The organism is Shewanella sp. 125m-7 (assembly GCF_052977045.1).
The window spans coordinates 51,485-65,392 of sequence record NZ_JBRILQ010000024.1 but is presented as its reverse complement, the minus strand read 5'-3'; the positions used below and the strand labels follow the sequence as shown (position 1 = coordinate 65,392).

Sequence of the window (13,908 nt, the reverse complement as noted above, 5' to 3'; positions counted from 1 at the left end):
GCGGTAGTTCAGTTGGTTAGAATACCGGCCTGTCACGCCGGGGGTCGCGGGTTCGAGTCCCGTCCGCTCCGCCAACACAAAGACAAAAGCCTCTACAGCAATGTAGGGGCTTTTTTCGTTTTGATGATTTACATATTGACGAGTGTATAGGCTATGCTGACAGATAGGTCACGCTGAGGTCACGCTGAGGTCACGCTGAGGTCGCGAGTTCGTCGTATTATAAGCCACAGCGCTCTGCCAACACAAAGACGAAAGCCTCTACAGCAATGTAGGGGCTTTTTTCGTTTTGATGATTTACAAATCGACGAGTGTATAGGCTATGCTGACAGATAGGTCACGCCGAGGTCTCGAGTTCGTCGTATTACAAGCCACAGCGCTCCGCCAACACAAAGACGAAAGCCTCTACAGCAATGTAGGGGCTTTTTTCGTTTTGATGATTTACATATCGACGAGTGTATAGGCTATGCTGACAGGTAAGTCACGCTGAGGTCGCGAGTTCGCCGCATTACAAGCCACAGCGCTCCGCCAACACAAAGACGAAAGCCTCTACAGCAATGCAGGGACTTTTTTCGTTTTGATGTATATCCAATAATTAACGCTTTATGAGGTCACCTAGTCGTGATTCGCTATGATCAGCTAGATCAAAGATATCGACTCTATCTATAAGTTTAAATAGGAGCTCAATTAGCTTCTTGCTTATTAATTGGCGCTATGAGTAAGTAAAATACCCAAGCTAACCAAGAAATAAATATCATTGCTAATATCCAAGCCAACTTTTCAGCACCATGTGTTCTAGGTGATTGTATTATTAATACTATTGGGATTAGCCATGCAAAAAAAATGACCAATAGCAGGATTGTGAAAAAGCTCATTAGCGATAACTCCATTTATATCGTGACACTACAACCTACCAGAGCAAACTTCGATACTGATACTGATACTGATACTGATTCTGATACTGTTTCTATTAGCTTGATTATAGAGAAAATTAGCATGAACAAGATAGGGCACTCGCTATGAAGCCGTTGAGCATTCTGTTAAAGCAATAGCGCTGGTATTTATAAATGAGACCGCTTTATACCTAATCATGACTTTTGTTAGCTGCATTCTTACTCATTCAGCTTATTTAACGATAATATTGATTTACTTTTCCATGGGTTATCGTACTTTACTCAGGTTTAGCTATAGTTTTTACACTCAACAACTTCTTTTAACATAAATATATTTCGCTAGAAATGAGCTGAAAAGGAAATAGGCTATGCTAGAGCAGATCACTGCGATGCTTGCTTTGCTAGGTGTTTTATCGTTGTTTTGTCAGTGGATAGGTTGGAAACTCAGACTACCTGCAATTTTACCTTTACTCTTATGTGGCCTGTTGCTCGGGCCCGGGCTTGGCTTTTTACAGCCTGATGCTATTTTTGGCGAGCTATTATTTCCTATTATCTCTCTCGGTGTTGCGGTGATCTTATTTGAAGGGGCACTGACCCTTAACTTCAAAGAGATCAAAGAACACGGCGCGATGGTAACCAGGCTAGTGACGTTAGGCACAGTGATCACTTGGGCTTGTATTACCGTAGGCACTTTTTATTTACTCGACTTTGAATGGTCAATGGCATTGCTATTTGGCGCGCTTGTTGTGGTCACTGGCCCAACCGTTATTGTGCCTATGCTAAGAAGCGTACGCCCCAAAACTGAACTCGCGAGTATATTGCGCTGGGAAGGTATTGTAATTGACCCAATTGGTGCGCTGCTTGGGGTGTTAGTGTTTGAGTATATTGCAGTTGCGGCCGATCCTACGACACACGTTCTACACGCCCTTAGTGCCATGCTGGCTGTTGGCATGGGCTTTGGTGTATTCAGTGGTTATATAGTAGGCCTCATTTTACGTAACAACTTACTGCCACATTACCTACGCAATACCGCTGTGTTGACGTTAATGCTAGCGGTGTTCGTAGGCTCAAACTTGTTACAGGAAGAAGCGGGGTTACTGTCGGTGACGGTAATGGGTATTTGGTTAGCGAATATGAAAGGTGTCGATATTGCCGATATCCTCGAGTTTAAAGAAACCCTCACAGTTCTGTTGATCTCTGCACTGTTTATATTACTGGCGGCGCGCCTTAATGCAGATGCTTTATTAAGCCTTGGCTGGGAAGGCTTAGCGCTGCTAGCCGTTGTCATGTTAATCGCACGTCCATTAAGTATCTGGTGCTGCGGTGTCGGTACATCGCTTTCAAGTAGCGATAAATGGTTTTTAAGCTGGGTAGCACCGCGTGGTATTGTGGCCGCTGCGATATCGTCACTTTTTGCCATTAAGCTTGAAGCCATTGGTATTAAAGGGGCTGAGCTCATTGTGCCATTGGTATTCTTAATCATTATCGGCACAGTTGTTATCCAGAGCTTAACCGCGGGTAAGTGGGCTAAAATGTTAGGGGTGACTGCCGACTCATCGCAAGGCCTGCTAATATTTGGCGCCTCTAAATTCCCCCGAGCACTTGCTAAAACATTGCAGTCAAAAGGCGTCACAGTGCTGCTTGCCGATAATAACTGGGACAATATTCGTCTCGCTCGGATGGATAATATTCCCGTTTATTTCGGTAATCCTGCATCAGAGCATGCCGAGAACCACATGAATATGGCGGGTATTGGTCGAGTATTGGTGATGTCGCCTTATAGGCAGTTAAATCCATTGGTGAGTTTTTACTTTCAAGATGTATTTGGCAGCGAAAAGGTTTACGGGCTAAATAATGGCGAAATATCCAGTGCTAGACATCAGTTGTCGGAATCGTACCTTAAGCGCTTATGTTTGTTCGGTGAAGGCGTGTCTTACTCTAAGCTTGCGAGTTTAATGGCAAAAGGTGCAAGCATCAAAAGCACAAGCTTAACCGAAAACTTTAACTACACGATGTTTATGCAGCAGTACGGTCAAGCCGCTATACCACTAATTTACTTACAAGATGGCAAAGTCAGGGTGATCAGCGTCGCTGGTGAGCTTGAGTTACTAACGGGTGTCGAACTCATAAGCCTAATTCCTACAGATGCTATCAAGCAAGAGTCTGTTAGTGATAGCGTGAGTGACGAAGCGGCTTTACGCGTCGAGAACAACCAGACTGTTAGCTAATAGCCAGCCTACTAAGTTTTGATGAAATAAAGGGTATAGCATTCTATACTCTTTATTTATAATTGATTATAGCCCTTGCTATTCTGCATTCTGCATTCTGCACTCTGCACTCTGCACTCTGCACTCTGCACTCTGCCATCGGCAGACGTCAGCCCTCACCTTGATTGATAAATACCATCGCGAAAGAATCGAGATCTGTGACCGATTTAGTAAAACATGTGCGTGATACGGCTAAATGCATGCTTTGCAACACATTTATTGAGATCGCCAAGGAGTAGAGTGATAGATATCTACTTACCTGAAATTCTGGTAAATTCATCATCATAAGGTGAGTTATGTCATTTGCTGATTTACGTTTATCGTTAGCTACGCAAAGTTTAGATCTCGTCATGCAACACACTATTAAACAGTCGCTTAGCTTGGCTGATGCTAAAGCGTTTCCACTAGGTCGTTCATCTGTAAGCTTTACCGACGAGCAAAAAATTGAAACGCTCTACATCCATATTCCATTTTGCCATACGTTGTGCCGTTTTTGCTCGTTTCATAAAGTTAAATACAATCAAGAAAAGGCCACGCTTTATTTTGAAGCGCTACGCAAAGAGATAAGGCGTGTGATTGAGGGCGGTCTGCGTTTTAATCGAGTTTATATTGGTGGCGGCACCACAACCATTTTAGAAGATGAACTGGTTAAAACTATCGAGTTGATTAAGAGTTTAACCACAGTACGAGAAGTCTCTTGTGAGACAGACCCTAGTTATTTTAAAACGGGTAATCCTGAACGCCTAAATGGCTTAGTCGATAGAATGTCTATCGGGTTACAGAGCTTTGACGATAATATATTAAAAGCTAGCGGCCGCTTTGAAAAGTTTGGTTCTGGTGATGAACAGGCCATTGATATCCAGCGCGGTATAGAGCTTTTTCCTACCGTTAATGTCGATTTAATGTATGGGTTCAAAGGGCAAACACCGAACAGTGTCGTGACTGATATTCAGAGGATGATTGCGCTGGAACCCGACCAAATTACTACTTACCCGCTGACTTTAGGCATAGGTAAGAGCCGTAAGAAGTCTAAATGCCTTGCGGGTAAACCTGAAGATTTATGGCCACAGTTTCTAGCCGTTAAACAAGCGATGACAGAGCGCTATATGATGGAATTCCCTTGGACATACAGCCGTAATTTTGGCCAGAAAGTCGATAATAAATATGTACTTGATGGTGAAAACTGCTTTGGCGTAGGCTCGGGCGCATTTGGTCGTTTTGGACCACAGTTTCAAGTATCGAGTTTCAATATTGACGGTTATATTCAATTAATCAATCAAGGCCATGTTGGTACTAGCCACCATAAGTTACTCAGCGACAAATCGATAAATCAACATCATTTAATGATTATGATGGGCAAAGGCCATTTAGATAATCAGTTATTTAAGGCCCATACAGGTAAAAGTTTGTGGCAGGCTTTTCCATTAGAGCTAGCCTACCTATTCGCATCGGGGGCGTTGATTAAGCAAGGCGATGGCTATAGAACGACTGCAGCTGGCCAATTTATTGCCTTAAAGATGTTTAGTGGATTCCTCGCTGGTATGGATTATTTACGTGAGCAAGCCATCAAATTAGCAGCAAATTAAATGTATAAAGTTACTTAAGACAATTAGAGATAACTCAGCCCCTAAATTGCAAGAGACAGACCCTATCTGTCGCTATGTCTAGCATAGTTCATCTTTATAATAATGATTTTCGGGCTGATCCTGTTTCTGTGGCAAGGTTAATATGGAAAGTTTTTTGCTGATTGTTTTTTTGATGTTTGCAGGCGTATCTACACAAAAATAACGAAGACACCCAGAATTGTTAGATATAGGCTTGTCTACTAAGCTTGAGTTAAGGCTGAACAGAGGAGTGTGTTATGCCAACGCCAAGAAAAGCGTTAGTCAGCTTGGAGGATACACCTTATTACCATTGCATAAGCCGCTGTGTTAGAAAGGCATTCCTGTGTGGGGTTGATATTCACACGGGACAATCCTATGAGCATAGGCGTGACTGGGTCGAAAGTCGGCTGTTGCAGCTAGCTGAAGTGTTCGCAATTGATATTTGTGCTTTTGCAGTCATGAGTAATCATCTGCACCTTGTATTGCGGGTCGATGCTGAGTTAGCGAAGAGTTGGTCAGATATCGAGGTTGTTTCCCAATGGCAAAAACTGTTCAAAGGCGATAGCCTGAATCACGACTTTGTAAAAGCCCTGCCGCTTGAATCTTATCAACAAACAATCATCAATAAGCGGATAAAAGAGTACCGACTTCGACTCATGGATATCTCTTGGTTTATGCGGGCACTTAATGAACCCATTGCCAGAAAGGCTAATGCTGAAGATAAGTGTAAGGGGCGGTTTTGGGAGGGACGTTTTAAGTCCCAAGCGTTACTTGATGAAGCGGCAGTGTTGGCTTGTATGGCCTATGTCGACCTCAATCCTATCCGAGCCAATATTGCGATATCTCCAGACACCTCAGACTTCACCAGTATCCAAATGCGCATCAAAGCGGCAGTTAAAGGCAAACAACCTAAATCGCTACTCCCTTTTGTAGGCGATGAGCATCAACATATGCCCAAAGGGCTGATGTTTAATGCTAAAGATTATCTGCAACTCATTGATGATACAGGTCGCATTCAGCGCCATGATAAACGAGGTGCTATCAGCCCATCCTCACAGCAGTTGTTGTACCGCTTAAACATTCCTACCGAGAACTGGCTTAAAATGACCGCCCAGTTCACGAAAATCTTCAAAGGCGCAGTGGGCAATACTCAAGAATTATCGACGTATTGTGAACACCTAGAGCGTAAACGACGACAAGGTGCAGCCAATTGCCACCGATGGCTGGATTGTAGTTAGTTTACGTTAAACCTACTCAACCCTTTTTACGCTACCAGACTGATGTTTGGGCGTTTTTGCTGCGTAACTTTCATTTTAATTGCTGATATTTTGCTCGCAAGTCATGTTCAGCTTGTAATTGCAGAGCTAGGCAAGGTATGAGTCAAAAGCTTTGGCCATTTGAGTTGTGATTGAGGGGTGATAAGTGCTGAAAATAATAGTGGATGTCTCAGTTATTGCTTGAATCACTATTTTATTAAAGCTGAACCTCTTGAATCTTATCAACAAGCAATCATCAATAAGCGGATAAAAGAGTACCGGCTAAGGCTCATGGATATCTCCTGGTTTATGCGGGCACTTAATGAACCCATTGCCAGAAAGGCCAATGCTGAAGATAAGTGCAAGGGTCGTTTTTGGGAAGGGCGCTTTAAGTCGCAAGCGTTACTTGATGACGCGGCGGTGCTGGCTTGTATGGCCTATGTCGACCTGAACCCTATCCGAGCCAATATTGCTACATCCCCAGACACCTCAGACTTCACCAGTATCCAAATGCGCATCAAAGCGGCAGTTAAAGGCGAACAACCTAAATCGCTACTCCCTTTTGTAGGCGATGAGCATCAAGATATGCCTAAAGGGCTCATGTTTAATGCAAAAGATTATCTACAACTCATTGATGATACAGGTCGAATCCAGCGTCATGATAAACGAGGTGCTATCAGCCCATCCTCACAGCAGTTGTTGCACCGCTTAAACATACCTGCCGAGAACTGGCTTAAAATGACCGCCGAATTCACGAAAATCTTCAAAGGTGCTGTGGGCAATACTCAAGAATTATCGACGTATTGTGAACATCTAGAGCGTAAACGACGACAAGGTGCAGCCAATTGTCACCGATGGCTAGATTGTAGTTAGTTTACGTTAAACCTACTCACCCCTTTTTACGCTACCAGACTGATGTTTGGGCGTTTTTGCTGCGTGATTTTCATTTTAACTACTGATATTTTGCTCGCAAGTCATGTTCAGCTTGTAATTGCCGAGCTTAGGCAAGGTATGAGTCAAAAGCTTTGGCCATTTGAGTTGTGATTTAGGGGTGATAAGTGCTGAAAATAATAGTGGATGTCTCAGTTATTTTGCTATAAATCTAATGAAACAGAAAATCTAGAACTGGCATAACTCTTTCAAAGCACGAATCTCACCACGAAGCGCTTCGCTTTCACGGAGGTCACGGAGAAGATCGTAGAGCAAAAGATTAAAATGTTTGATGACGAGCCTTTTACTGTTGCTTTTGTTCTAGCTGTTGCTTTTCTTCGTGTAGCGTAGCGCTCCGTGTCCTCCGTGGTGAATAGCTTTTGCCCGTGTGTGAGCTGGAAGCTCACGACCTTTATCAAACGAAGTTTGATTGATTTGGCTTTAGATTTAGCTCAGCGGCAAGCGCCGACAAACTTTTGTCCAAAAATGAGCTAACTTGCGTTGAACATGTAGGTAAGTATGATTTTTCCAAAAGCACTAATTTTACCACGAAGCGCTTCGCTTTCACGGAGGTCACGGAGAAGATCGTAGAGCAAAAGATCAACATGTTTGATGACGAGCCTTTTACCACTGCTTTTGTTCTAGCTGTTGCCTTTCTTCGTGTAGCGTAGCGCTCCGTGTTCCAATAACGTCCGTGTTTAACGGCCTGTTCGCTATCCCTAGATCTCGCTTATTAGCACATGGCTTCGCCATATTCGCCGTGGTGAGCTGCATCTGTTAAAAAGCAAGTGAGTCAGCTCGATGCTATAGCAAGCAATAGAGCTCTGTTGCTGAGGTAGAGTCCGAGTTTTCTTGAGACAATTTTCGCTATGACACGCCGAGATCGGCATGAGTAGCAGTTTAACTTCTCTTCAGTAGGTCGAAAAAGCAACGAATAGATTAGTTTATTTGTAAAACCTAAATAAGTTTGTTCGAAATCACATTTATCCCCAAATCTCTCCCCTATACTGCGCGGCCTTTATGGGCTCTGCTAGTTTTTCATTCAGGTTTTGAATCAAAACCCCTATATTATGTTGCCGGTGTTGCTTAGGTTGATATTTTCGGCGGCTACGTGGTGTGAAGTTAGGTATGAAAACAGAACCCTTAAAAGGTCATATAAGAACCGTCTAAGGAGATGTCCATAATGGACTCTGTAATTAATAAAACTGAAAATACCTCGGCACAAGTCAAGGTAAAATCAAGCTGGAACAAGAGCGATACTCTATGGGTATTGGGGCTTTATGGTACGGCGGTGGGGGCTGGCACCCTTTTCCTGCCAATTAATGCGGCTCAAGGTGGCTTGATCCCTCTCATTATCATGGCGCTACTGGCACTGCCAATGACCTTCTTCGCTCATCGCGGACTGACTCGTTTTGTGTTATCGGGTTCAAATCCAGAAGCTGGGATCACCGAGGTGGTAGAGGAGCATTTTGGCGTCGGTATGGGTAAGGTCATCACCTTACTTTATTTCTTTGCCATCTACCCGATTTTGCTCGTCTACAGTGTTGCACTTACCAATACTGTTGAAAGCTTTATGCAACATCAGCTAGGCATGACTCCGCCTAACCGCGCAACCCTGGCCTTAATCTTGATTATTGGCTTGATCGCCGTAGTTCGTTTAGGTGAACAGTTAATTATCAAGGCGATGAGTATACTGGTTTTCCCATTCGTTGCCGTGCTATTGTTGCTTTCTGTTTACCTAATCCCTTACTGGAATACGTCAATATTTAGCAATGTGATGCCTGCTGAAGGTGGGATCAGCACCATCTTAATGGCATTGTGGTTAATACTACCTGTGATGGTATTTTCATTTAACCACTCTCCGGTTATTTCCTCTTTCGCAGTCGATCGTAGGAAGTTTCACGGTGATAATGCTGAGAAACAGTGTTCACGGATCTTAGCTTTTAGCCATATTCTTATGGTTGTAACAGTGATGTTTTTCGTATTTAGTTGTGTGTTTAGCCTATCGCCTGCCAATTTAGCTGAGGCGAAAGCGCAAAATGTGTCGATATTAACTTATCTGGCAAACCATTTTGATACACCCATTATTGCCTATGCCGCACCAATTGTTGCGATCATCGCTATCACTAAGTCATTTTTTGGCCACTATATTGGGGCGAGTGAAGGCTTTAATGGTTTAATCATCAAGGCTGCACGCGGTAAGGGCAAAGAGGTCAACCCTGTTACTCTGAACCGTGTTACTGCTGGTTTTATGCTACTGACCACTTGGGCCGTCGCAACTATCAACCCCAATATTTTGGGAATGATTGAAAGTCTAGGTGGACCAATCATTGCTCTGCTGCTGTTTATCATGCCGATGTACGCCATCATGAAAGTACCAGCGATGAAGCAATACTCAGGTACCATCAGTAATGTTTTTGTAGTGATTATCGGACTAGTTTCAATCTCGGCAATCTTCTATTCATTGGTACAGTAAAATAAAAAGAGGACAGGAGCCATGGGCTTTTGTTCTCTTTAGCCTCAGAGATGGACCTTCCTTACAGATTGCAAGATCAGCATTGATCTTTGAACTATTAATCGTCGCTATCCTGTTTGGCTATGCTTTGATTAACGGTGGTTTGTTGTAATTTTTTACTCGGCGATGAAACTAAAGCACTGGCTATCTGCCAGTGTTTTTCTATGTCGACACTCATGTCTTTGTCTCTGTGATTAATGAGTCAAACGCTGCTATAACAGCCAATCAAATAGAACCCTTGTCGTTGTCGCATTGTTTGACCTGTAGTCTGCGTTCAGCTTGCGTTCATCTCCACACAGGCCTACTAGCGCCATCAGCGAAGAATCACTGAAACTTACTCACTTGCTGTGAAGTGCTAAACTTCAAAAAGTGTAATTAGGCAAAGGTTGGGGAACTGGAGAAATTTATGCATCGCACCTCAAAAATATTATTACTCGTAGCAATAACGGTATTAACAACACCAGTCTTGGCTGACGCATCTCAGCCGGACGTTCTATTACAACAGGACGTTCTATTAAAAGAACAGCAAATTGATACAGGGCTGAAAAATTTTGGCTATCAGACTGGTTTAGCCCTTGGCTGTGTGACAGAAGAGCAACGTGCGCAGTTAGAAACCGAGGCCATGAATATCAATAGTGAAATCAGTCGCACCTTGGGGGGTGACAGAGCGTTTCTCTATGCTGCTAGCTTTGGATACGGTAGCAATATTGAACTCAATGTGCAGGAGTGCAAAGAAGCGTTGGCAAACTTTGAAAAACGTGCCGGCGTATTTTACCAAGACACGAGAGGCGAGAAATGAAACAAGGCCTAACACTTGCCATGATGGTATCGACGGTATTGATGATGTCCAGTCTTGTAAGCTTTGATGCCAATGCTGGTCGGTATGAAGTTCGTAAAGAGATCCGTGAGGGGAGCCGCGAAGTTAACCGCGAAAAACGCGAAGCTGCCCGTGAAGTTTTACGTTGCAAGACTCGAAAATGTGCCAAACGTGAAATTCGTGAGGGTTACCGTGAGGTCGCCAGAGAAAAACGCGAAGCACGCCGTGAAATTCGTCATGCATTGAGTGATAACCGCCATGACAGATGGAAACATAAAAATGATAATTTTCTGACGGGAGTATTGGTTGGTGGAGCCATTATTGGTGCAGCAACCGCTATTGCTAACGATAACGACTAAGCCTGTGTCGTAGTCTCACTAGCTTGAAGATCCATAGTTTTTTCGGTGGGTCTGTTCACCTTATGAAAAAGAGATTATTCGCCCACACTCCTTTTCACAGTTAGAGTGAGGTTAATGACTCCCTTTATTGTCAAAGGCATATTTTGACCTCTTACTAAGCTTATAGCATTACTGAAGTAAGAGGTTATTATGCAGCGCTTTTATATGCAGCGAGTATATAAGCACCGCATATAAAAGTGCTGACAGCAGTTTAAACAATACTGTCAGTGGTTGCTGGCAGACTAAAGCAATTAAAGCTAAAGCATTCCAACTAAAGCATTCCAACTAAAGCATTCAAACTCTTCCATTCAAACAATCATCTTTATTAATACATCAGCTTTTTATATAGGTGCTCCGTGGTATTCGCCCCTGGTTATTGATAGCACCAAGAAGGGACTGCGGCATTAAAAAGCGTTTCATCTTTTTGTTCCAGACGAGTATCAGTACACTTTCTTTCATACGCTGTCATTGATGAAGCCATTTTAGTGCATAACAAAGGTGTCGAGCCCATCGCTGCATAAGCGTACTCAGATATTGATGGTTAAGAGATGGCAACTGCTGCTAATGAACTTGGCCAAGGTTCACTAAGTAAGTTGAAAGTTGAAAGTTTAAGCCAGAACATAAACCGTCATGATGTCGAAAAGTCACCATAAGCAACTACACTAGTTAACTTAACTGTCCAATATAATGCGCTTTACTCGTTTGGATAGGGTTAATTAAACGATGGAGAATAATTATGGCTGACAACAAATGCCCTGTAATGCATGGCGGCGCCACTGAAATGAGTATGTCGAATATGGAGTGGTGGCCTAAGGCGCTAAACCTCGATATTTTGCATCAACACGATAGGAAAACTAACCCGATGGGGGAAGGGTTTAACTACCGTGAACAGGTGAAACAATTAGATGTTGCTGCACTTAAGAAAGATCTGCATGCGTTAATGACAGATAGCCAGCCTTGGTGGCCTGCAGATTGGGGGCACTATGGTGGCCTTATGATCCGTTTGTCTTGGCATGCCGCAGGGACTTACCGTACGGCAGATGGCCGAGGCGGCGCTGGCCGTGGGAATCAACGTTTTGCGCCACTTAATTCCTGGCCAGATAATGTCAATTTAGATAAGGCTCGCCGTCTACTTTGGCCCATTAAGAAGAAATATGGCAACAAGCTGAGCTGGGCTGATTTGATAGCTTATGCTGGCACAATTGCATACGAGTCCATGGGACTGAAGACCTTTGGTTTTGGCTTTGGTCGTGAGGATATCTGGCATCCAGAAAAAGATACTTATTGGGGCGCCGAGAAAGAGTGGCTTGCCCCAAGTGGTAGTGAAGGCAGCCGTTATTCAGGTGAGCGCGATCTTGAAAACCCGCTAGCCTCTGTGATGATGGGACTTATCTATGTTAATCCGGAAGGGGTTGATGGAAATCCTGATCCACTTAAAACGGCCAAAGATGTGCGCGTAACCTTTGAGCGTATGGCGATGAACGATGAAGAAACAGTCGCGCTAACGGCCGGAGGGCATACGGTAGGTAAATGTCACGGTAACGGTGATGCAGAGTTATTAGGCCCTGTTCCTGAAGGGGCCGATGTAGAAGAGCAAGGCTTGGGTTGGATAAATAAAACCGAACGGGGCATTGGCCGCGATACGGTATCAAGTGGTCTTGAAGGTGCATGGACGACGCATCCAACTCAGTGGGACAACGGTTATTTTACCCTGTTGCTTAATTATGAATGGGAGCAGAAAAAGAGTCCTGCTGGTGCATGGCAGTGGGAGCCGATTAATATCAAAGAAGAAGATAAGCCTGTCGATGTTGAAGATCTGACTAAACGATATAACCCGATTATGACTGACGCCGACATGGCGATGAAGATGGACCCCGAATATCGAAAAATTGCCGAGCGTTTCTATCACGACCCTGAGTATTTTTCAGATGTATTTGCTCGAGCATGGTTCAAGCTGACCCACCGTGATATGGGACCTAAAACAAGGTATATAGGTCCTGATGTGCCAGGAGCGGATCTACTTTGGCAAGATCCTGTGCCTAAAGGTCGCAGTGATTACGATGTTGAGGCGGTTAAGACGCAAATCATGGCAAGTGACTTGAGTGTTAGCGAGATGGTTACTACAGCTTGGGACAGTGCTAGAACCTTCCGAGGCTCTGATCTTCGAGGTGGTGCTAATGGTGCTCGTATTCGTTTGGCTCCGCAAAAAGATTGGCAAGGTAACGAGCCTGATAAACTCAGTAAAGTGCTAGCTGTGCTTGAACCCATCGCTGAACAAAGCGGGGCAAGCGTGGCTGATGTGATTGTGCTTGCGGGTGGGCTCGGTGTCGAGCTGGCGGCTAAGGCTGCAGGGTTTGATATCAGTGTGCCATTTTCACCTGGGCGTGGTGACGCCGTAGCTGAAATGACCGATGTTGACTCCTTTCAAGTGTTAGAACCTCTTCATGACGGTTATCGTAATTGGTTAAAGAGCGATTATGTTGTCAGCGCTGAAGAGTTGATACTTGACCAAACACAGCTGCTGGGGCTTACAGCCAATGAGATGACGGTACTGGTTGGTGGGATGCGTGTTATTGGCTGTAATTATGCTGGTGCAGGGCATGGCGTATTAACCGAACATCCGGGAGTTCTGACTAATGATTTCTTTGTTAATCTGACCGACATGAATAACACGTGGAAACCTGCTGGAAATAATCGGTATGAAATCTGTGACCGCGAAACGACAAAGGTTAAATGGACTGCGACACGCGTTGATTTAGTCTTTGGCTCCAATTCGGTTCTTCGAGCTTATGCTGAAGTGTATGCTCAAGATGACAATAAGCAAAAGTTCGTGCAGGACTTTGTTGCCGTGTGGGCTAAGGTGATGAACGCAGATCGTTTTGATCTGGGTTAACAGTCATTAAGGCGCAGCTATTGTCGAGGAGGATTAGTAGCTCATGCGATAAATCGCTCTTGAGCCAAACCTGGAGGTCTCAAATATATCGGAGGACTAAGTGCTGAGCTTAGCCTCCTATATAATTCGGGGATTCATTCATTATAAGGTTACATATATTTGTCGAACTCAATTGTGTTAACTGCTCCTTTGAGGGATGCAGTATCAACATTGAATGATTTCAAAGGGTTTATTTTAGTGAGCTACAGCTTGCGAATCTATGCCTTGAGCGTTAATCATGCTTAGTTGCTTAGTTGCTTAGTTGCTTAGTTGCTTAGTTGCTTAGTTGCTTAGTTGCT

7 protein-coding genes and 1 pseudogene are annotated in these 13,908 nt (G+C 43.9%); all 8 read left to right on the top strand.

Translation table 11 applies throughout. The features are described 5' to 3' along the window. Positions 1–1,258: 1,258 nt before the first annotated feature. Positions 1,259–3,118 carry a cation:proton antiporter gene (locus ACVBIL_RS12420; protein WP_447167285.1) on the top strand — a complete coding sequence of 620 codons (1,860 nt, stop codon included), beginning with the start codon at positions 1,259–1,261 and terminating at the stop codon, positions 3,116–3,118. 335 nt (positions 3,119–3,453) lie between these two features. Then, positions 3,454–4,743: a coproporphyrinogen III oxidase family protein gene (locus tag ACVBIL_RS12415; protein WP_447167284.1), complete on the top strand. Its 1,290-nt coding sequence runs from the start codon at positions 3,454–3,456 to the stop codon at positions 4,741–4,743. A gap of 275 nt (positions 4,744–5,018) precedes the next feature. Next, positions 5,019–5,999 (top strand): transposase, encoded by a 981-nt coding sequence (locus ACVBIL_RS12410; RefSeq protein WP_447167283.1) that lies wholly within the window; start codon positions 5,019–5,021, stop codon positions 5,997–5,999. A gap of 219 nt (positions 6,000–6,218) precedes the next feature. Beyond that, positions 6,219–6,890 (top strand): annotated as a pseudogene (locus tag ACVBIL_RS12405) (transposase); the annotation flags it as partial. A 1,240-nt stretch (positions 6,891–8,130) separates the two neighbouring features. Further along, entirely contained in the window at positions 8,131–9,423 is a 1,293-nt protein-coding gene (locus ACVBIL_RS12400; RefSeq protein WP_447167282.1) for a serine/threonine transporter, read from the top strand. Between the two features lie 445 nt (positions 9,424–9,868). Then, a complete protein-coding gene (locus ACVBIL_RS12395; RefSeq protein WP_447167281.1) occupies positions 9,869–10,261 on the top strand; it encodes a hypothetical protein in 393 nt (130 codons plus the stop codon). Then, positions 10,258–10,638: a hypothetical protein gene (locus tag ACVBIL_RS12390; RefSeq protein ID WP_447167280.1), complete on the top strand. Its 381-nt coding sequence runs from the start codon at positions 10,258–10,260 to the stop codon at positions 10,636–10,638. The genes ACVBIL_RS12395 and ACVBIL_RS12390 overlap by 4 nt, the downstream gene beginning before the upstream one ends. Positions 10,639–11,413: 775 nt before the next feature. After that, on the top strand, positions 11,414–13,570 hold the full coding sequence (gene katG / locus ACVBIL_RS12385; RefSeq protein WP_447167279.1) for a catalase/peroxidase HPI: 2,157 nt from the start codon (positions 11,414–11,416) through the stop codon (positions 13,568–13,570). Positions 13,571–13,908 lie beyond the last annotated feature (338 nt).